Raw genomic sequence first — 21,199 nt, 5'->3', positions numbered from 1 at the left:
GGTGGTGAAATTAATGCAGATATTTCTTGGGTTGGCAGCTGTGGGCTTTGTCTTGCTGGGTTACCATGTGATGGCCCGGCTCGATATTTTTTTCGATCAAACAGGCTTTTCCCTTGACCTGAAAATGCCGTCGGTATCCATGGCATTGATCTATTTGGGAAACCAGCCCATGCTAGAGCTGGAATCAGCACTTCAAAAAGAAGAGATTCCCTACAGAATGGTCACAGAGCCTCAAATACCCGAAGATCTGAAACCCGTCGCCATCCTGGCCCTGTCGGAAAATGATCTGAACAATCTGCTGCTCTGTACCACTGCCAGGCATCAGTTTCCCGCCGTTTTCACCATTGCCCGCTGCAACGACAGCCTATACCGTCATTTATTTCAACAGGGCGGGGTAGACAAAGTCCTCATGGAGCCGCTGTCGACAGAAGCACTGCTCCATCATCTCAACATTCCTTAGGAGAGGGATTCATGATACCAGAATCATTTGCGGACATAAAACTGTTTGAAATGGGGAGAAAAGAACATGAAACAATTTGCTGTTATCGGGTGCGGACGATTTGGCTCAGCAGTGGCCAAAAACCTCTATAAGAATGGGTATGATGTGCTGGCCATTGATGAAAACCCAGAAATCGTTCAAAGTATTTCTGAGCATGTGACCCACAGCGCCAGCCTTGACGTGAAAGATGAACACGCCCTGCGGGCCGTGGGCATGCGCAACATCGATGTGGCCATCATCGCCATTGGCTCTGAGATCAAGTCATCCATTCTGGCCACACTGGTGGTGAAAGAGCTGGGGGTGAAATATGTGGTGGCCAAAGCACAGGACGAGCTTCATGCCAAAGTGCTCTATAAAATCGGTGCCGACCGGGTGATTTTTCCTGAACGGGACATGGGGGTGCGCCTGGCCTACAACCTGACCTCCACCAATATCCTCGACTACATCGAGCTGGCTCCCGACTACAGTATCATGGAAATTGTCACGCCGGAAAAATGGATCGGGAAAACCCTGGAGGAAACCGACGTGCGGGCGAAATTCGGTCTCAGTGTACTGGCCATCAAGCATGGAGAGAAAATCATGGTTTCTCCCAACGCCCAGGAAGTGATTCAGCGGGGAGATGTGCTGGTGGTGGTGGGCGTTAATGAAGACCTTCAGCGGGTGCAGGAAAAAGTGTAATGGCAGATCTGAAAAGGACACGTTTGGAGGAATGGATCATGTTCAGAAGCATACGCCACAAGATGCTGGCAGCGTTTGCTCTGGTGTTGCTGATCATTGCCCTGACAAGTATTTGGGCAATTGTGAACTTCAGAAATCTCCAGGGAGATATTCAGGATATCATGCAGTCCAACTATCGGAGTGTGGTGGCGGCCCAGCATATGATGGTGGCCCTGGAACGCCAAGACAGCGCCCAGCTTTCCTTTCTGTTTGCCAGCAACTCTGATGCCGCCCGGAACCACCGGGAATACGAACAGGAGTTTGTTCGCTGGCACACCCGGGCCAGGGATAACATCACCGAGCCTGAAGAGCCAGACATGATTGACCAGATAGAAACCCTGTATGGGGAATATATCCTTTCTTTTGAAGAGCTGCGTCAGGTGCAGGAGTATAAAGGGTCCAGTCAGGCCCGCCAGTTCTATTATCAGGTCACTTTTCCTTTATTTGAGTCAATTAAGGAAGAATGCCGTGCTTTGCTTGAGTTAAATCAGGAAAAAATGCTGCTGCTGCAGACACAGGCAGAGGAGCGGGCCTCCCGGGCCATTTTTTCAACATCATTACTGTCACTATCTGCAATGCTTTCAGGGTTATTTATGGCATTTTACCTCAGCGGACAGGTGAGTCGGCCGATTGGGGATTTGATTCTAAAAATGAAGCGTATCGCTGAGGGAGACTATCAGCAGCAAATTAGTATACAGGGAGATGATGAAATCGCTGTTCTGGCGACGGAGTTTAACGCTATGAGCGAAAAGTTAAAACGGTATGAACGAATGAATGTCAATAAAATAATGCTGGAAAAGCAGAAAGCCGAAGCCATTGTGGAAAGTATCAGCGACGGCGTCATGGTGACAGATCAGAATCATCATCTCATTCTCGTCAACAAAGCAGCTGAACGCTTTTTAAATATACGCGAAAAAGAATCACTGGGCAGGCATTTTCTGGAAGTCGTTAATCGAGAAGCGCTTTTTCGAATGATACAGGAAGTGCCGCTGCAACGCGGCGTCGATATGTCGAAAAAGTTCACGGAGTTGACGATTGAATCAGAAATATCTGAGGCACCCAGGCATTTTCGGGTGAACATGACGCCGATTCGTGACCAGCAGGGAACAGATTTGGGTGTGGTGACACTTATTCAGGACATTACCAGGCTTGTGGAAGTCAACGATTTGAAGTCGGAATTTGTGTCAACAGTATCACATGAATTCAGAACACCATTGACTTCGATGACCATGGCGATTGGTTTGCTGAAAGACCAGATGGCAGACCAGCAAACGCCAGACCAGCAGGAACTGTTAAGTGCAATGGAAGAAGATACCCAGCGGCTGACCCGGTTGGTGACCGAATTACTGGATCTTTCACGGATTGAGTCGGGGAAAGTGCAGATGAACCTGGAAGCCTGCCCTTTGAACGAACTGATTACGTATTCCATGAAACCCCTGACGGTGCAGTTGAAGGAAAAAAGAATTACTTATACCTGTCAAGTGGCTGACCAATTACCTATGGCAAGAGCTGACAAAGCTAAAATCGCCTGGGTTTTGAATAATTTGGTGAGCAATGCCATGCGCTACGTACCGGAAGACGGCACCGGCAGCATTGTCATAAAAGCCAGAGAAGCGGTGAACCACTTGATTGTAGAAGTTTCCGATAACGGCAGGGGGATTCCGGAAGAATACCAGAAAGTGATTTTTGATAAATTTTTCCAGGTGCACGACCAACATGAGGTGGGCGGCGGTGCTGGACTTGGTCTGGCTATTTGCAAAGAAATCGTGAAGGCCCATGGCGGTGAAATCTGGGTAGAAAGTGAGCCAGGCAAGGGAAGTGTGTTCTATTTTACGATTCGGATCAGCCCATAAGGCCTGTCATGGCTGGAGGAGAGACAGATGACCACGATTATGATTGTTGAAGATGAAAAAAACATACGCATGTCCGTGCGCATGCTGCTGCAACGAAACGGGTTTCATGTGATTGAAACAGATAATGGCGTTGACGCGGTGAAACTGGTGCAGGAAAAACTGCCCCAATTGATTCTGCTGGATATCCTGATCCCGCAGATGGATGGATACCTGGTATGCGAGGCCATCCGGCACAACCCACTGACAAAACGCATTCCCGTGGTGTTTATGAGTGCCAAAAGCCAGCAGGAGGATCAGCGGCGGGCCCGGGAACTGGGCGGCAGTGATTTTATCACAAAACCCTTTACAACCACGGAATTACTGGAGTGTATTCAGAAAAATCTGGGAGGAATTGAACATGAACCAACATATTCTGGTGGTAGATGACGAAAAGAACATTCGCATGACACTGACACAGTGCCTGAACGAGGAAGAATATACCGTTGATCTGGCAGTGAACGGCGAAGATGCACTAATTCAGTTGTCGCAGGCTGATTACGATCTGGTGCTGTTGGACATCAAAATGCCCGGAGTTGACGGTATGGAGGTACTGAAACAGATTCGCACCCAGGGCCTGCAGGTGAATGTCATCATGATGACGGCTTACGGAACAGTGGAGCGGGCGGTGGAGGCCATGAAGCTGGGGGCCGTCGACTTTATCAGTAAGCCGTTTACGCCCGCGGAAATTCGGAAACTGGTGCGGTCGGTGCTAAGTCGGCATGTCCTGAAAGAAACAGCATTAATACAATTTGAGGATTACCTGGAATTTGCAAAAAAATGCCTCTTGGAACAGGATTATGCAAAAGCAGAAGAGATATTAAAAAAATCCATCCCACTAAATGTGGAAGCGCCGGAACCACATAATCTATTGGGTGTATTGGCGGAATATCACCGAGATCTCCAACGAGCTCAAAAGCATTACCGTGCGGCCCTGGCCCTTGATCCCACTTATCGCCCGGCTGACCAGAATCTGGAACGGACAGTTCAGTGGAAGTATACCCAGGCTGGCATGAATCTGGGTGATGAGGATGATTCAGATGAAAGATAAGTACATTATTATTGTCGGTTGTGGTCGGCTGGGTGCCCATGTGGCTAAAATGTTTACCAGAAGTCGCAACAGCCTGGTGATGATCGACAAGGATGCAACGGCTTTTTCCAGATTATCAGAAGAGTATAGTGGGTTCACCATTGAAGCAGATGCAGTGGAACAAGACACACTTCTGAGAGCAAAAATTGACCAGGCAGACGTGCTGGTGGCCACTACTGACGATGATAATACCAATATCATGATTGCCCAGATAGCCCGGGAAATTCATCAGGTGCCGGAAGTGATGCTGCGCATATACGACCCGTCCAGGGCAAAAATTTACGAAGGAACAGGGATCACCACTATCTGCACCACACTACTGGCAGCAGAAGCCTTCAGTCAGGCACTGGGCAGTCAGGAAGGAGTGACTTTGCCATGAACATCTTCGTGGTGGGAGGCGGTCATAAAACCCATTTTCTGGCAAAATCCATGATTTCAAAAGGCCATGATCTGACTCTAATTGAAGAAGACCCAGAAGTATGTACCAGGCTTGCCCGGGATCATCAGGCACTGGTCATTCAGGGCGATGGCACCAGGCCCTATCTGCTTCAGGATGCAGGTATCACCCGATGCGATCTGATTCTGGCGCTCACTTCCAAAGATCCAGACAATCTGGTGATCTGCCAGCTGGCTTCAAAGGTGTATGGTGTGCCCAAAAGTCTGGCGCTGGTCAATGATCCTGCCAATCGGTTAACTTTTCAGAAGCTGGGGGTTCAGACAGTGGTCAGTACTGTGGAGATGATTACCGATCTCATTGAGCAGCGTTTGTTTCTGGATGACATCAGCAACCTGAGTCCCATAGAAGAAGGGAAGGTCAGTCTGATGGAGATTGAGTTGAAGGTCGATGACCGTGTGGTGGGAAACACCGTTCAGGAAGCCTCTTTTCCTGCTCAGTCCAACATCGGCTGTGTTTTGAGAGGTCAGGAGGCTATTATTCCCGGCGGAGCCACCCGGTTGGAGGTGGGAGACCGGCTGATTATCATATGCCTGCCCAAATATCAGTCGGAAGTACTTAAGACAATAAGGGGAAGGTTGACCTGACATGCGCTATCAAGAAGAACTTCGACAGCAATATTTTCTAGTGATGCATACCTGTGGTACGATTTTGATGGGAGCGGCTTTACTTTTTTTACTGCCAACGCTGTTGGTGTTGACCCCGCTGGCTCATTTGGAGGAAACGGTCGTTTTCCTGATCAGTGGTACGGCAACATTTGCTGCAGGGGCGGTGTTGCGAATTTTTTTCGGAAAAAGAACAGAGGCATTGCTGACCTTTAAGGATGGGGGATTGATCGTGGTACTCTCTTGGGTGCTGGTGATTCTTTTTTCGGCAATCCCCTTTCTGCTTTCCCGGCAGCTTACCTTTACCCAGGCGATCTTTGAATCGACCAGTGGCTGGACTACCACGGGACTTTCGGTGATGAATGTAGCAGAAACGCCACCTATTTTTCTTTTATGGCGCAGCTTGATCCAGTTTTTTGGAGGTGCCGGTATTGCGGTGGTCATGCTGACGGCCATTATTGGACCACAGGGAATTGAACTGTACAGCGCTGAAGGGCGATCGGACCGGCTGTTACCGAATGTGACCAAGTCAGCCAAGATGATCATGATGATCTACAGTGCTTATTGTCTGACCGGCGTGATCCTCTACCTTTTGGCGGGAATGCCCTGGTTTGATGCAATTAATCATGCTTTTGCCGCCCTTTCTACGGGGGGATTTTCCACTGAAACAGACAGCATTGGCGCTTACGGAAGCCTGGCCATCGAAGTGGTATCCATTGTACTCATGCTGCTGGGTACCACCAATTTTGCCGCTCATTATGTACTGCTCAGGGGTGGATTCGCTAAGTTTACAAGAATCACTGAAATTCGTTTCATGACCATTTGGATTTTTGCCAGCATTCCTTTGATGGCGTATCTGTTGCTGAAAACCATGTATTTCTCTGTCTCTGACAGTTTTCGTATTGCCATTTTTCAGGCAACAACAGCTATTTCCACCACGGGCTTCTCCACGGTTGCCTATGACCAGTGGTCGCCGGGACTGGTGCTGTTGATGGTGGTGCTGATGATCGTTGGCGGTGGAACCGGCTCGACCGCCGGAGGACTGAAACTCTATCGGGGGGCGGTTTTGCTGAAATCATTGAAGTGGCAGCTTCAAGGTTATTTTTTACCCCCAAGTGCTGTGCGCACCAGACCGGTTTATCGGCCTGACGGTCCTTTTTATGTGGATTCCAGGCACATGAACGAATTGCAAACCTTTTTTATGTTATACCTGCTGACTTATCTGGCGGGAGTGATGGTGATGGCCATTCATGGTATCCCCCTTGCTGAGGCCCTTTTTGAGTTTGCCTCCACTTTGGGAACGGTGGGACTTTCCATTGGAGTGACTTCACCCGACCTGCCACTGGTCGTCTTATGGACGCAAATTGCGGGTATGCTGCTGGGAAGACTGGAATTAGTCGTCATGTTCATTGTCTTGCTGAAAGTCGTGAAAGATGTTCGATATCATATCACCCATTAATGCGTAACGCAGGAAATGAATATGACTGATAATTGTTACCTGCCCTTCGGGGCATTTTTTTACGCTTTTTTCCTTGACAGAAGGGTATCAAACCATTAGAATAGGAAAAAGATTCTTGCTTTACCACTCTATTGCTTTAGCGCAATAAAGCGATGGGATCGAAGTGAGTTCATCCATCGGGCCAGACGTCTCTGAAACCGGCCCTGACATAAAAACGCAGGGAACTGTAACAGGCACCTTGCATCAGAAGGAGGAAAAAGCGTGAACCAGCGAAAAGTGTTTCTGCCCCAGGGGGTTCAGGACCTGCTCATCGACGACTGCCTGCTGCGACGGGTCATCGAAAATCAGATCATGGAGACCTTTACCCAATGGGGATACATGGAAGTCAGCAGCCCGGCACTGGAATATTACGATCTGTTCACCCGGCCGGAAGTGCTGGCAGACGGAGATAAAATGTTCAAGCTCATTGATGCCGACGGCAGAATTTTAGTGCTGCGACCCGACTGCACCATTCCCATGGCCCGGGTGGTGGCCACCAAAATGCGGGATTTTGTCTATCCCCTTAAGCTGTGCTATGTGGCAGATGTGTTTCGCATTGACCAGGAGCAGGCAGGGAAAAAGAGGGAATTTCGCCAGGCGGGCATTGAGCTCTTCGGTGTCACCACTGCCAAAGGGGACGCAGAAGTGCTGGTCACTGCCATTGAAACGTTAAAAGGTTTGGGACTTCAGCATATCACCGTGGAGCTGGGTTCTGTGAAGTATCTGAAAGCTCTTTTTCGGCAGCTGAAGCTGACGGCTGATCAGCAGGAAGCTGTCGTGACCCTGCTGGAGGAGAAAAACGTCACCGGCCTCCAAGAGCTGGCCCGGGAGTACGGCATCAACGGCGGCTACGGCAATCTTTTGACCCGGCTGCCCCGTCTTTTTGGCACCCAGGAGGAAGTAAAGGCAGCCCTGGCCCAGCACCCCCAAACCCCTGAAATGGGTGAAGCTCTGGCAGAGCTGCAGGCCACCATCGCATTGGTGGCAGACTACGGTCTTGACCAGTATCTGGGCATCGACCTGGGCATGGTAAATCAGTTGGATTACTATACCGGCATTATTTTTAAGGGCTTCACCCGGGATCTGGGCACGGTGCTCCTCAGCGGCGGCCGTTATGATGCGCTGTTGGGTAATTTTGGCATGGACTGTCCTGCCACCGGCTTTGCCCTGGTGATTCATAAAATCACCAAGGCCCTGAAAATCCAGGAACAGCTTCAGGTTCCCAAGCGTCGACATGTGCTGGTGCTGGCCTGTGACACTCCCCGGGGAACCGTGGGAGAGGCCATGGGTCAACTGCGGCAGCAGGACGACATCGTGGAATTCTGCCTGCTGAAAACCGCCGATGATGTGCGGGCCTATATGAAGAAACGCCAGGTGGATGAGCTGGTGCGCATCCATCCCGACGGCAGGGTGGAGTGCATTGACCCTGCCCGCCTCACTGACGCCATGATGAAGGAAGTGACCCAATGAATGAAAATCCCCGCATGGCCCTCACCAAGGGCCGTCTGGAAAAAGATACCGTGAACCTGCTGGAAGCCGCCGGTCTTGACATGGAGCCGGTGCGCAAGCCCTCCCGAAAACTGATTCTTCAGGTACCCCAGTTTCCCCTGGATCTGATTCTGCTAAAAGGCCCCGATGTGGCCACTTACGTGGAATACGGCGTGGCCGACCTGGGAGTGGTGGGCAAGGACGTACTACTGGAAGATCCCAAGCCGGTATATGAAGTGCTGGACCTGGGCTTTGGCCGCTGCCGCATGGCAGTGGCAGGACCTCCGGAAATGGCGGCCACACCTAAAAAACACCTGCGGGTGGCCAGTAAGTACCCCCGCATTGCCCGGGAATACTTTGAAGGCCGGGGTCAGTCGGTGGAAATCATTGGCCAGCAGGGTTCTGTTGAGCTGGCACCTCTCATGGGGCTGGCAGATGTGATTGTTGACATTGTGGAAACCGGTAACACCCTGAAGGCCAACGGGCTGGTGGTGCTGGAGGAGATTGTGCCCATCAGCGCCCGCCTGGTGGTGAACAAAATCAGCTATAAGACCCGGCGTCACGAAATGAACCGGCTTATCGACATGATGGAAAAGCAATTGACGAACCGATAAGGCAATGGCGCATGAACCATCTTCATTCGCCCTCAAGGAATCAAAGAACAGGTATGACAGGATTGACGCGTCAGACAGGCATGACAGGCTGATGGGTGGCCTTCATGAACCCAAATACATGTGGCAAGGATGACGACGATGAACCAACTACCCGTCAAAAGCTGGGACCCCTCCCGGCGGGAGATTGTGATACAGGAACTTCGGGACCGGCAGGCCGGTTATGACCGACAGACAGAGGTCGTTGCCAGGGAGATCATTGCCGCGGTGAAGGAAAAAGGAGACGAAGCCCTGCTGGACTACACCGCCCGATTTGACAAGGCTGCTTTAACGCCGGAAACCCTTCGGGTAACGGAGGAAGAGATGGAAGCCGCCTGGCAGGCGGTGGACGAACCCTATCGCCAGGCCCTGGAGACTGCCTGTGGGAAAATCACTGCCTTCCATCAGAAACAGCGGCAGGAATCCTGGTTTGAAAATCCCCAGGAGGGCATCTGGCTGGGCCAGAAGGTCACCCCTCTGGATGTGGCTGGGGTGTATGTGCCTGGAGGCAAGGCGGCCTACCCTTCGTCGGTGTTGATGAACGTGGTGCCTGCCCGGGTGGCAGGAGTACCCCGCATTGTGATGGCAACGCCTCCCGGCCCTGACGGCACCATTGCCCCGGTGATTTTGGCTGCCGCCCGGGTGGCGGGAGTGACTGAAATCTACAAAATGGGCGGCGCTCAGGCAGTGGCAGCTCTGGCCTATGGCACTGCCACCATCCCCCGGGTGGATAAAATCACCGGTCCGGGAAACCAGTATGTGGCCATGGCCAAGCAACTGGTATACGGCCAGGTGGACATCGATATGATTGCAGGCCCCAGTGAGATTTTGGTGATTGCCGACGAAACCGCCAATCCTGCTTACGTGGCGGCAGACATGCTTTCCCAGGCAGAGCATGATGAAATGGCTTCAGCCGTGTGCATCACCACCAGTCAAACCTTGGGAGAAGCCGTGGCCCAGGAGCTGGAAAAGCAGGTGGTGCAGCTGGAAAGAGAAGCCATTGCCCGGGAATCCCTCGAGCGTTTTGGAGGCATCTGGGTGACAGAAACCCTGGCAGAGGCAGCGGCCCTGGCCAATGACCTGGCACCGGAGCATCTGGAACTCTGCGTGGCCAATCCCTTTGAACTGGTACCGGCCATCCGCCATGCAGGGGCGATTTTTCTGGGGCACTACTCACCGGAACCCCTGGGGGACTACCTGGCCGGCCCCAACCATGTGCTGCCCACCGGCGGCACCGCCCGATTTGCTTCACCCCTCACCGTGGAGGATTTTGTGAAAAAGAGCAGTCTCATCTATTACAGCCGGGAACGTCTGGCTGAAGCGGCGGATGACATCATGCTCCTGGCAGAACGGGAAGGCTTTCAGGCCCACAAACAGGCAGTGGCGGTTCGCATGAAATAGAATAAAACAGAACAAAACAGAAAGAAACAGAAAGAATACAGAAAGAAACAATCGGCAGAAAATATGAGAGAAAATGGCGGTGAAGTCATGACGAAAAACTCAACCGATCAACAGACGCAAGCAGCCCAGCAACTGTTTTCATTGCTGAAGAAAAGTGTGCGTACCCTTAACCCTTACCATGTCGAACCGGCAATGCCGCGCATCAAGTTGGATGCCAATGAAAATAACTGGCTGGCCGGGCGGTTTCAGCCAATTCTTCAGGAACGGTTGGAAAGCCTGCCCATTCACCAGTACCCAGACTCAGACTGCCTGGCCCTGCGGGAAAAACTGGCTGCCCTCCATGGGGTTGATCGGGAGCAGGTGATCACCGGCGTGGGTTCCGATCAGATCATCAGCTGGGTAATTCAGGCCTTTGTGGAGGCAGGAGACCAGGTGCTGGTGATGGACCCCACCTTCTCCATGTATGAAATCGACACCCTCATGGCCGGGGGCGAGCCTGTGCGAGTGCCCCTGGGAGAGGGATTTGTCTTTCAGCCGGAACCCTTTCTGGAAAAAGCCCGGGAAACAATGCCCAAGGTGGTATTTTTGACAAATCCCAATAACCCCACCGGCGGCGTGATTGCCCCGGAAGTACTGCGCCCCCTGCTGGCATCACTGGCCCAGCTGAGGTGCGTCATCGCCATTGACGAAGCTTATTATGAATTTTACGGCGAGACGGTTGCCGATCTCATTGATACCTACCCTCAGCTCATTATCCTCCGCACCCTGTCAAAGGCCTATGGGCTGGCAGGCGTGCGGGCGGGGTACGCGCTGGCATCAGAGGCCATGATGGACGCCTTGGGCCGGGTGAAACCCCCCTACCACATGAGCGGTCTGGATCAGCTGGCGGCCCTTATCTGTTTGGAGCATGCAGATGCCCTGCAGCCAGTGCTGCAGAAGGTGATCGGCTGGCGGGAAACCATGGAAAAAGAAATGAAGGCCCTGGCCCTTCAGGAGGGGGAAGACCGTCTGCGGGTCTTTCCCTCCCGGGCCAATTTCCTGCTGATTCGAACGCCACTGGCTGCTAAACTGGACCAGCGGCTCCGAGAAAGCGGCATCATGGTACGGGGTTATGGCGAATCTGGTGCATTGGCCAACTGCCTGCGGATCACCGTGGGAACAGAAACTGAGAACAAGGAACTGCTGGCGGTGCTTCAGGAGGTTTTTCAACCGCCGGCAGGACGATCAACAGAAAAACCGGCAGAAAAAGAGGGGAAGGGATGAGATGGGCGTGAAACGAATTGCAGCGGTTAATCGACGAACTGTTGAGACAGACATTGGCGTTAAAGTGAATGTGGACGGGACAGGAAAAAGTGACATTGCCACCGGCGTGGGATTTTTTGACCACATGCTGCACCAGGTGGCCCGCCATGGGCTTGTGGATCTGAGTATTCGGGCAGAGGGTGATGTTCACGTGGACGATCATCACACGGTTGAAGATGTGGGCATTGTGCTGGGGCAGGCCTTGGCCCAGGCTGTGGGAGACAAAACAGGTATGGTGCGGTATGCCTCGGTGTATACCCCCATGGACGAGGCGCTGTCCCGGGTCATCCTGGATTTTTCCGGCCGGGCCTTCCTGCACTTTGACGTCACCTTCACGGCCCACACCACCGGCGACTTTGATGTGCAGCTGGTGGAGGAATTTTTCAGGGCAGTGGCAGTGCATGGCGGTATTACCCTTCACATGACCACTCTTTATGGGAAAAACGATCATCATATCATCGAAACCCTCTTCAAGGCCTTTGGCCGCGCCATTGATCAGGCTACCCGGATTGATAAACGGATTCAGGGGCCCATGAGTACCAAAGAAAGTTTGTAAGAAGGTCTTGCTTATCAACAAAGCAAAAAAAGAAACGTGTCGTGGCGACAAATGAAACAACAGCCTGTGAGAAAGGAAAGGGTGATAACAGTATGATCGGAATTGTGGACTACGGCATGGGTAATCTTCGCAGCGTGGAAAAAGCCTTTCAGCTCATGGGTTTTGAAGCACTGGTGAGTGATGACCCGGAGATGCTGAACAAGGTGTCGGGTCTGGTGATTCCCGGTGTGGGTGCTTTTCCCGATGCCATGACATATTTGAAGGAGCGGGGGTTTGTTGACCCTCTGAAAGCGTACGCTGCTGCAGGCAAGCCGCTGCTGGGCATTTGCCTGGGCATGCAGGTTCTTTTTGAAGAAGGCTTTGAAGGGGACCGATGCGAAGGGCTGGGGTTGTTGAAAGGCTGCATTGAACGGATTCCTGCCGGGGTGAAAATTCCCCATATGGGTTGGAATCAGCTGTCCATTCTTCAGAACTCCCCCCTTCTCAAAGGCACCAGGGACGGGGACCATGTGTATTTTGTTCATTCCTATTTCGCCAATGGCTGCGACGCCGGTGAAATGATGGCGGTCACCGACTATGGCATCATGCTGCCGGCGGTGGTGCAACGGGGACATATTTTTGGCCTCCAGTTTCACCCGGAAAAGAGCAGCGACGTGGGCCTGAACATGATTAAAAACTTTGGGGAGCTGAGCCAATGCTGATTTATCCTGCCATTGACATCAAAGACGGAAAATGCGTGCGCCTCACTCAGGGGGAAAAATCTGCCGAAACCATCTATTTTCAGGAGCCTTGGGAAGTGGCCCGGCGTTTTGAAGAGGCCGGTGCCCAGCGGCTGCATGTCATTGACCTGGACGGGGCCTTTGAAGGGGAATCCCGGAATTTGGCCGCCATTCGCAAGATTATTGAAACGGTGAAAATACCCGTGCAGACGGGAGGCGGCATTCGCAGTCTGGAACGGCTGGAACAGCTTTTTGACATTGGCGTGTGGCGGTGCATTCTGGGCACCAAAGCCCTGGAAGACCCCCACATGCTTCAACAGGCACTGGAGCGCTACGGTGACGGCATGGTGGTGTCGGTGGATGCTAAAAATGGGCTGGTGGCCGTTGACGGCTGGACCCGGGTGGGTACCCGGGAAGCCATGGATTTTGCCCGGGAGCTGGAGACCGTGGGACTCAAAACCTTGGTCTACACCGATATTGCCCGGGACGGCATGATGAAAGGCCCCAACCTGCAGGCCATTGAAAAGCTTCGAAAAGCCGTTTCCCTGGAGATTATTGCCTCCGGCGGCGTTTCCTGTCTACAGGACCTGCTGAACCTGAAGGCGCTGGGTGTGGAAGGTGCCATTGTGGGGAAAGCGCTGTATGAAGGGGCGGTTACCCTGCAGCAAATGGAGGAGGCGATGAAAGCATGATTACAAAAAGAATTATTCCCTGCCTGGATGTGAACAAAGGCCGGGTGGTGAAAGGTGTTAATTTTGTGAACCTGGTGGATGCCGGTGACCCGGTGGCGGTGGCCCGGGCCTACAACCTTCAGGGAGCGGATGAACTGGTGTTTCTTGACATTACTGCTTCCAACGAAGAACGGGACATTATGCTGAACGTGGTGAGCCGCACGGCCGACGAAGTGTTCATACCCCTCACGGTGGGGGGCGGCATTCGTTCGGTGGAAGATTTTCGCCAGGTGCTGAAGGCGGGAGCCGACAAGGTCTCCATCAATTCGGCAGCGGTGAAAGAGCCTCAGCTCATCACCGACTGCGCCTGGCGCTTTGGAAGTCAGGCGGTGGTGCTGGCCATGGATGTGAAACGTCAGCCTGGGGGCGGTTATCATGTGTATATTAACGGTGGCCGGGTGGATACGGGGAAAGAAGCAGTGGCCTGGGCCCTGGAGGGGGAACAGCGGGGCGCAGGGGAAATTCTTCTCACCAGCATGGATCGGGATGGGACCAAGGCAGGCTACGATCTGGAAATTACCCGGCTCATCAGTGAAGCTGTGAACATTCCCGTGATCGCCTCCGGCGGTGCCGGCAATATGAAAGACTTTGCCGAAGCTTTTACCGAGGGCAAGGCTGATGCGGCCCTGGCGGCTTCGCTGTTTCACTTTAAAGAAATTGAAATTCCTGAACTGAAGCGTTTTCTGAAACAGCGGAAGATTTCTGTCAGAATGTAATCAGTCCCCAAGACTTCAACTCGGTGTGCCGGCAAGGTGCAGGAGGAGACGAAGAAGATGAATCGAACAAGAGGAGGCAGTCCCGTGAAAAAGGATTTGGAAACACTGACCTACAACGACCAGGGATTGATTCCCGCCATTGTACAGGAAGCCGGCACTGGTGAAGTGCTGATGATGGCTTATATGAACCGGGAATCATTGGAAAAAACCCTGGAAACGGGCGAAACCTGGTTTTACAGCCGCAGCCGACAGCAGCTGTGGCACAAGGGGGAAACATCGGGTCACGTCCAGCAGGTGAAACGGGTGCAGGTGGATTGTGATGAAGATACCCTGCTGCTCACAGTGGTACAAACGGGGGCAGCCTGCCATACCGGCGAAAAGAGCTGCTTCTACCGGTCGCTTGAGGGAGCTGGGCTGCCTGCAGAAGACCAGGAGGCGGCAGTATCCCCTGAAATGGCTCCCATTATCCGGCAGATTGTGACGACGCTGGAAGAGCGGCGGCGGGTTCCCAAAGAGGGTTCTTACACCAACTATCTTTTCGATAAAGGAATTGACAAAATTTTGAAAAAAGTGGGAGAAGAAGCGGCGGAAATCATCATTGCCGCCAAAAATCCTGCCAAGGAAGAACTGATTTACGAACTCAGTGACCTGGTGTATCATGTGCTGGTGCTAATGAACGAACGACAGGTGGAAGTGGCGGAAGTTCTTAAAGAATTGGAAAGCCGCCACAAAAAGTGAAATTGTTTCGTGAAATGGTTAAATTTTTGACAATTGCGAATAGTGATTGTCACACCCCCCTGAATATGATATAATCTTAAAAAATGTCACGGTTTTCGCACAAAAGCCCCGTCATGGGGTTTCTGCGCGTCAACAGAAAAAAACGGCGATGAAAGCTGATCAGGTGATTAAAGCCAAGGGGGGTGGGGTAAAAAAAGCATTGACACTAAAGTGTCAAGAAAATTCAGTGATCTTGATGATGACAAAATCAAAGGAGGGAGCTTATGAATCAATCAAGAGAAAACTGGGGATCCCGGATGGGGTTTATCATGGCTGCTGCCGGCTCGGCGGTGGGTCTTGGTAATATCTGGCGTTTTCCCTACATGGCCGGAGCCAATGGAGGTAGTGCATTTATTCTGATTTATCTGGTGTTTGTTTTTATCATCGGTCTCAGTGTCATGATCGCAGAATTTGCCGTTGGTCGCCGCACCAGCCTGGCTGCAGTGGGTGCTTACAAGCACTACAGCAAACGTTGGACTTTTGCAGGCGTTCTGGGTGTCGTCTCCGCCTTCTTCATCATGGGATTCTACCCGGTTGTTGGCGGTTGGGCCCTGGCCTATGTATTTAAGTCCCTGACAGGTCTCCTGTCAAATGCCGGTGCCATTGGAGATGTGTTTGGCGGTTTCATCACCAACCCCATTGAACCGCTTGCGTGGATGGGTGTTTTCCTGCTGATGAACGTGGTGATTGTGGCCAAGGGAATTGCCGGCGGCATTGAAAAAGCCGGTAAAGTGCTGATGCCCACCCTGTTCGTGCTGCTCATCCTCATTGCTGTTCGAAGCGTTACCTTACCAGGAGCCGGTGCAGGGCTTGCGTTCTTATTCCAGCCTGATTTTTCCGAAGTGACGGGGCAAACCTTCCTGGCAGCGCTGGGACAGGCATTCTTCTCTCTTAGCTTGGGTATGGGTTGCATGATCACCTATGGTTCTTACCTGAGTAAAGAAGAAAAACTTCCCAATAACGCACTCATCGTTACAGCCCTTGATACCGGAGTGGCCCTGCTGGCAGGGATTGCCATCTTCCCGGCCCTCTTTGCCTTCGGCATGGAGCCGGCAGCCGGTCCTGGCCTGGTATTCGTAGTGGTTCCCAGCATCTTCGCTCAGATGGGCGGTATTGGTACGCTGTTTGCAGCCATCTTCTTTGTGGCTCTGACAGTGGCAGCACTGACTTCATCGGTTTCCCTGATGGAAGTAGTGGCAGCCTACCTTATCGACCAGAAGCAAATGGAACGTAAAAAAGCGGTTTATTCCACCGGCTTCATCATGGTCATCACCGGGATTCTTTCATCCCTGTCGCTGGGCATCATGAGTGGATTCACCATTCTGGGTGTTGGTGTCTTTGACTTCTTCGATATCCTCACCGACAAAATCTTCCTCGCCATTGGCGGTATGCTGCTGGCCATCTTTGTTGGCTGGGTCGTGAAGAAAGAAGACCTGGAGGACGAATTGACCAACGGCGGCACGCTTACCTTTGGCCTTTTCAACATCTGGTACAATGTGGTAAAATACGTGATTCCGGTTGCTGTTGCAGTCGTGGCAGTTCTGGGAATCATGGACATCGCTCAGACTGGTTTGATGCTCTTTGGTCTGGCAGTGATCCTGGTACTGGGAATCTTCTCCCACAAGCTCTAGATTCCAGGCTTTACATTTCAACACAGAAAAAAGCCTCTCCTTCGGGAGGGGCTTTTAGGTTGCAGACAAAATAAGATGAAGACAAGGGATCTGGTAAAGGGAAGCCTTGGAATCAGCTGGCCTGGCCAAAGCCCTTTGTCTTCAGCCTCCAAGCCTCTCCTTCGGGAGGGGCTTTTTTTAGGGATTCAATGGAATGCCGCCCTTCTGTGAAAACAGATGCTGTGCAGACGGTCAACTGTCGGGTGGTGGTTAACATGTTGCTGATGAAAGATCAGGGTTTTAGAAGGGCTGTGCTTTCAAAAACAATGCAAGACTGATATAATGGTTACGATATACGAGAATGAATGGAAAAGGCCCCCCTTAGTGGTGGCTGCAGATCGAAAAGACAGACGAATGCTGAACCTACTTTGAGAGGAGCGATTTCATGCAAAAATTAATCATCACAGCCGCTTTGACCGGGGCCGAAGTGACCCGGGAACAACAGCCCACCTTACCGGTGACGCCGGATGAGATTGCTGCCGCGGCAAAGGAATGCTGTGATGCTGGCGCATCCATTGTTCATGTCCATGCCCGTGATGCCGCCGGTGAACCTACCCAGGATATTGCCGTTTATCGGGAAATCAAAGAAAAAATTGAAGCCTGCTGCAATGTGATTTTTCAGCCTTCCACAGGTGGTGCTGTGTGGCACAGTCCTGAAGAACGGCTGCAGCCGGTGGAACTGAAACCGGAAATGTCCACCCTCAGCTGTGGCACCTGCAATTTTGGGGGAGACGTCTTCATGAATACAGAAAGCTACATGGAAAAGTTCGCTGCCCGCATGAAGGAGCTGGGTGTGAAACCGGAACTGGAAATTTTTGAGCGGGGCATGATTGAAAACGCCCTGAAGCTGGCAAAAAAAGGCCTGGTGGAGGCACCGCTCCACTTTGATTTTGTGCTGGGTGTACCGGGAGCCTGCCCTGCCACGCCGGAAGACCTGCTGCTGATGAAAAATGCCATTCCTGCCGGATCCACCTGGACGGTGGCAGGCATTGGCCGTCATGAACTGAGCCTTGGCACCATGGCCATACTCATGGGGGGGCATGTGCGGGTTGGGTTCGAAGACAACGTTTTTTATTCCAAGGGTGTTCTGGCAAGTTCTAATGCCCAGCTGGTGGCGCGAATGGTACGACTGGCGAAGGAACTTGGCCGGGAAGTGGCCACTCCTGATGAAGCCCGTCATCTTTTGGGTATTAAAAAATAAAAGGCACTTTGTTTGGGATTCCGTAATTGCTTGAGATTTGGAAGGAGACATCTCATGAAACTTTTTATTGATACGGCCAATCTGGATGAAATTCGGGAAATCAACAGATGGGGAGTATTGGCAGGGGTCACCACCAATCCTTCGCTCATTGCAAAGGAAAAGCGTGACTTTAAAGCCACGGTGAAGGAAATAGCCGGTCTGGTGGACGGCCCCATCAGTGCAGAAGTGGTCAGCCTGACGGCTGAAGAAATGGTGGCAGAGGCTGTCCCACTGACGGCTATTCATCCCAACATTGTGATCAAGGTACCCATGACAGCGGAAGGGCTTAAGGCCACCAGCCTGTTTCGTGAGAAGGGTGTTAAAACCAATGTTACCCTGGTGTTCTCGGCAGCCCAGGCACTGCTGGCCGCCAAGGCCGGCGCTGCTTACGTGAGCCCCTTTCTGGGACGACTGGACGACATTGGCCACGACGGGATGGACCTGATCAGGGAAATAGTCACCATCTTTGATGCCCATCTCATTGAAACAGAGATTATTGCCGCCAGCATTCGCCGGGTGACGCATGTCACCGAAGCTGCTGCCGCGGGTGCTCACATTGCCACCATCCCCTACAGTGTTTTTCAGCAGATGGTGAAGCATCCCCTGACAGATGCAGGCATTGAACGGTTTTTAAAAGACTGGGAATCTGCGGTGAAATAGCTGCTTCAAAGAATCATCATCCCTGAGCAATCACTGAGTGAGGAAAGGACGGTGCAGCAATGGATCGAAACCTGGCACTGGATCTGGTGCGAGTAACGGAAACGGCAGCCCTTCGGGCGGCCCGCTACATGGGTCTGGGAGATAAAAACGCCGCTGATCAGGCTGGTGTGGATGGCATGCGCCGTATGTTTGACACCCTCGACATCGACGGCACGGTGGTGATTGGCGAAGGGGAAATGGATGAAGCTCCCATGCTCTATATAGGGGAACAGGTGGGGCGTGGCGGCCCGGGTGCCCCCAAGGTGGACATTGCTGTTGACCCGGTGGAGGGTACCATTTCGGTGGCCGACGGTATGCCCAATGCCATTGCCGTAGTGGCCATGGCACCCCGGGGGTGCCTGTTGAATGCACCGGATATGTACATGGATAAACTGGCTGTCGGCCCCAAGGCCGCCCCGTATGTGAATCTGGATGCATCGGTGGCTGATAACCTGCGGGCTGCCGCAGGAGCACTTGGAAAAAGCATCAGTGATATCACTGTCGCCATTCTCAATCGGGAACGTCATGCAGGCATTATTGACGAATGCCGCCGGGTGGGAGTAAGGATCAAGCTTTTTCAAAATGGCGATGTGGATGCCGCCCTGGCCACCTGCTTCGAAGAGACGGGTGTCGACATGCTGCTGGGTATTGGCGGCGCCCCGGAGGGTGTCATCGCTGCAGTGGGCATTAAATGCATGGGAGGCAACTTCCAGGGGCGCCTCATCCCTTATGGAGATGAAGAAGAATCCCGCTGCGCCCTTATGGGCATTGACTGCAGCAAAACCCTCACGTTGGATGACCTGGTGAAGGGGAAGGAAGCTTCCTATGCCGCCACGGGAATTTCCGACGGCGCATTGCTTCGGGGCGTTACTTTTTCTGCCAATGGCATTGCCCGTACCCACTCAGTGGTAATGCGGTCAGAAACGGGTACCATCCGCTATGTGGAGGCTGTTCACAATTTCAACAAGAAACCATTATACGCATTTTAGGAGGTGCAGGCTTGGATCGTCAGACACTGGAGGCTAAAAAGCTGACTGACCTCAGGGAAATTGCCAAGGCCCTGGGCATTAAGGGTATTGTCAAATATCGCAAACAAGAACTGATTGATGTGATTGTTCAGGGTGAGGGTTCGGCAGCAGTCTTTCAAGCATCTGACTCAGCTGCGGCTGAATCCACTGCACCAGAAACAGCTTCACCTGAACCTGCTTCATTTGAAGCGCCCATACAGGAAAATCCGGGAGAATCGTCGGGGGCGCAGCCATTGAGAGAAGCTGCCAATGAGAACGCCCCCCCGGTTCCGCCCCGCCCCCGGGTGCTCCCCTCGGCACCGGATCTTCCCCAGCACCTGCATGATGAAATCCCGCTGGGTGAAGAAGCCAATCAGGCAGAGGGAATTTTGGAAATCATGGTGGACGGCTACGGGTTTCTCCGAAGCAGTAACTACCTGTCAGGGGATGCAGATATTTACATGTCTCCCTCCCAGATACGCCGGTTTAACATGAAAACGGGGGATAAGATCACCGGCATAACCCGGCCCCCCAAATCCGGCGAAAAATACAAGGCCCTTCTATATGTGCGCAAAATCAACGATCTCGATCCGGAATTGGCCAGCAAACGCCCCGCCTTTGAAACCCTCACCCCCATTTACCCCAATCAGCGGTTAAGCCTTGAACTGAAAAACCATGAACTTTCCACCCGACTCATTGATCTTGTGGCACCCATCGGCAAAGGCCAGCGGGGACTCATTGTCTCGCCGCCAAAAGCCGGAAAAACCATTTTGCTGCAAAAAATTGCCAACAGCGTGACACATAATCATCCTGAGGTGGAAATCATCGTACTTCTCATTGACGAGAGACCTGAGGAAGTGACTGATATGCAGCGCTCCATTCAGGGAGAAGTGGTGTATTCCACCTTTGATGAAATGCCCAGTCATCATATCAAAGTGGCAGAAATGGTACTGAATCGGGCACAGCGGCTGGTGGAACACGGAAAAGACGTACTGGTGCTGCTGGACAGCCTCACCCGGCTGGCCCGGGCCTATAACCTGGTGGTTCCCGCTTCGGGACGCACCCTTTCCGGCGGCCTTGACCCAGCGGCCCTGCACCCTCCCAAAAAGTTTTTCGGGGCCGCCCGTAAACTGGAAGAAGCCGGCAGCCTGACCATCATGGCCACCGCTTTGGTTGACACCGGCAGCCGTATGGATGACGTGATTTACGAGGAGTTCAAGGGAACAGGAAACATGGAACTGCACCTGGATCGAAAACTGTCGGAGAAACGGATTTTCCCGGCGGTGGATATCAATCGTTCCGGCACCCGGCGGGAAGAACTACTGCTATCCCAGGCAGAACTGGAAACCATCTGGCGTATCCGACGTGCCCTGGGGAACAGCTCTACCCAGGAAGTGACCGAGACGATCACTCAAATGCTGTCAGAATCCAGGAGCAACCAGGAATTCATCGACCTGGCGGGCAAAAAGCTTCTCTAAGAATGTGCTTGCA

General features: G+C 52.5%; 22 protein-coding genes. All 22 read left to right on the top strand.

The window, feature by feature from the left end; translation table 11 throughout:
• Positions 1-13 precede the first annotated feature (13 nt).
• The 22 genes from AAIG11_RS09480 (at position 14) to rho (ending at position 21,186) form a co-directional block, all read left to right on the top strand.
• Entirely contained in the window at positions 14-460 is a 447-nt protein-coding gene (locus AAIG11_RS09480) for an NAD-binding protein (protein ID WP_343186006.1), read from the top strand.
• Between the two features lie 66 nt (positions 461-526).
• Positions 527-1,177, top strand: a complete 651-nt coding sequence (locus AAIG11_RS09475) for a potassium channel family protein (RefSeq protein ID WP_343186005.1) — start codon at positions 527-529, stop codon at positions 1,175-1,177.
• A gap of 38 nt (positions 1,178-1,215) precedes the next feature.
• Positions 1,216-3,069: a sensor histidine kinase gene (locus tag AAIG11_RS09470; RefSeq protein WP_343186004.1), complete on the top strand. Its 1,854-nt coding sequence runs from the start codon at positions 1,216-1,218 to the stop codon at positions 3,067-3,069.
• Between the two features lie 27 nt (positions 3,070-3,096).
• Entirely contained in the window at positions 3,097-3,495 is a 399-nt protein-coding gene (locus AAIG11_RS09465; protein WP_343186003.1) for a response regulator, read from the top strand.
• Positions 3,467-4,156, top strand: a complete 690-nt coding sequence (locus AAIG11_RS09460) for a response regulator (RefSeq protein ID WP_343186002.1) — start codon at positions 3,467-3,469, stop codon at positions 4,154-4,156. The genes AAIG11_RS09465 and AAIG11_RS09460 overlap by 29 nt, the downstream gene beginning before the upstream one ends.
• Positions 4,146-4,574, top strand: a complete 429-nt coding sequence (locus tag AAIG11_RS09455; RefSeq protein WP_343186001.1) for a potassium channel family protein — start codon at positions 4,146-4,148, stop codon at positions 4,572-4,574. The genes AAIG11_RS09460 and AAIG11_RS09455 overlap by 11 nt, the downstream gene beginning before the upstream one ends.
• Positions 4,571-5,236, top strand: coding sequence for a potassium channel family protein (locus tag AAIG11_RS09450; RefSeq protein ID WP_343186000.1), 666 nt, complete (start codon positions 4,571-4,573; stop codon positions 5,234-5,236). The genes AAIG11_RS09455 and AAIG11_RS09450 overlap by 4 nt, the downstream gene beginning before the upstream one ends.
• A 1-nt stretch (position 5,237) precedes the next feature.
• Positions 5,238-6,713, top strand: a complete 1,476-nt coding sequence (locus tag AAIG11_RS09445) for a TrkH family potassium uptake protein (RefSeq protein ID WP_343185999.1) — start codon at positions 5,238-5,240, stop codon at positions 6,711-6,713.
• 261 nt (positions 6,714-6,974) lie between these two features.
• Entirely contained in the window at positions 6,975-8,222 is a 1,248-nt protein-coding gene (gene hisZ, locus AAIG11_RS09440) for an ATP phosphoribosyltransferase regulatory subunit (protein ID WP_343185998.1), read from the top strand.
• Complete coding sequence (hisG, locus tag AAIG11_RS09435) at positions 8,219-8,854, top strand: ATP phosphoribosyltransferase (protein ID WP_343185997.1); 636 nt, start codon at positions 8,219-8,221, stop codon at positions 8,852-8,854. Before hisZ ends, hisG begins: the two co-directional genes overlap by 4 nt.
• 138 nt (positions 8,855-8,992) lie before the next feature.
• A complete protein-coding gene (gene hisD, locus AAIG11_RS09430) occupies positions 8,993-10,291 on the top strand; it encodes a histidinol dehydrogenase (protein WP_343185996.1) in 1,299 nt (432 codons plus the stop codon).
• A gap of 87 nt (positions 10,292-10,378) precedes the next feature.
• The gene (hisC, locus tag AAIG11_RS09425) at positions 10,379-11,554 is read left to right on the top strand and encodes a histidinol-phosphate transaminase (protein ID WP_343185995.1); all 1,176 of its coding nucleotides are present in this window, start codon (positions 10,379-10,381) and stop codon (positions 11,552-11,554) included.
• A gap of 1 nt (position 11,555) precedes the next feature.
• Positions 11,556-12,149: an imidazoleglycerol-phosphate dehydratase HisB gene (gene hisB, locus AAIG11_RS09420; RefSeq protein WP_343185994.1), complete on the top strand. Its 594-nt coding sequence runs from the start codon at positions 11,556-11,558 to the stop codon at positions 12,147-12,149.
• 92 nt (positions 12,150-12,241) lie between these two features.
• A complete protein-coding gene (gene hisH, locus AAIG11_RS09415) occupies positions 12,242-12,850 on the top strand; it encodes an imidazole glycerol phosphate synthase subunit HisH (protein ID WP_343185993.1) in 609 nt (202 codons plus the stop codon).
• Positions 12,844-13,560 (top strand): 1-(5-phosphoribosyl)-5-[(5-phosphoribosylamino)methylideneamino]imidazole-4-carboxamide isomerase, encoded by a 717-nt coding sequence (gene hisA, locus AAIG11_RS09410; RefSeq protein ID WP_343185992.1) that lies wholly within the window; start codon positions 12,844-12,846, stop codon positions 13,558-13,560. Before hisH ends, hisA begins: the two co-directional genes overlap by 7 nt.
• Positions 13,557-14,315 carry an imidazole glycerol phosphate synthase subunit HisF gene (hisF, locus tag AAIG11_RS09405; RefSeq protein WP_343185991.1) on the top strand — a complete coding sequence of 253 codons (759 nt, stop codon included), beginning with the start codon at positions 13,557-13,559 and terminating at the stop codon, positions 14,313-14,315. Before hisA ends, hisF begins: the two co-directional genes overlap by 4 nt.
• Positions 14,316-14,372: 57 nt before the next feature.
• Positions 14,373-15,053, top strand: a complete 681-nt coding sequence (hisIE, locus tag AAIG11_RS09400; protein ID WP_343185990.1) for a bifunctional phosphoribosyl-AMP cyclohydrolase/phosphoribosyl-ATP diphosphatase HisIE — start codon at positions 14,373-14,375, stop codon at positions 15,051-15,053.
• A gap of 263 nt (positions 15,054-15,316) precedes the next feature.
• Entirely contained in the window at positions 15,317-16,723 is a 1,407-nt protein-coding gene (locus AAIG11_RS09395) for a sodium-dependent transporter (protein WP_343185989.1), read from the top strand.
• A 424-nt stretch (positions 16,724-17,147) separates the two neighbouring features.
• Positions 17,148-17,963 (top strand): 3-keto-5-aminohexanoate cleavage enzyme, encoded by an 816-nt coding sequence (gene kce / locus AAIG11_RS09390; RefSeq protein WP_343185988.1) that lies wholly within the window; start codon positions 17,148-17,150, stop codon positions 17,961-17,963.
• Positions 17,964-18,017: 54 nt separating this feature from the next.
• On the top strand, positions 18,018-18,662 hold the full coding sequence (gene fsa / locus AAIG11_RS09385) for a fructose-6-phosphate aldolase (protein ID WP_343185987.1): 645 nt from the start codon (positions 18,018-18,020) through the stop codon (positions 18,660-18,662).
• Between the two features lie 59 nt (positions 18,663-18,721).
• Positions 18,722-19,690 (top strand): class II fructose-bisphosphatase, encoded by a 969-nt coding sequence (glpX, locus tag AAIG11_RS09380; protein WP_343185986.1) that lies wholly within the window; start codon positions 18,722-18,724, stop codon positions 19,688-19,690.
• Between the two features lie 11 nt (positions 19,691-19,701).
• The gene (gene rho, locus AAIG11_RS09375) at positions 19,702-21,186 is read left to right on the top strand and encodes a transcription termination factor Rho (RefSeq protein WP_343185985.1); all 1,485 of its coding nucleotides are present in this window, start codon (positions 19,702-19,704) and stop codon (positions 21,184-21,186) included.
• Positions 21,187-21,199: the final 13 nt, after the last annotated feature.

The organism is Anoxynatronum sibiricum (assembly GCF_039414295.1).
In the GTDB taxonomy this organism is placed as follows: Bacteria; Bacillota; Clostridia; order Peptostreptococcales; family Tindalliaceae; genus Anoxynatronum; species Anoxynatronum sibiricum.
The sequence above is the reverse complement of the archived record's forward strand: the minus strand, read 5'-3'. Positions and strand labels throughout refer to the sequence as shown.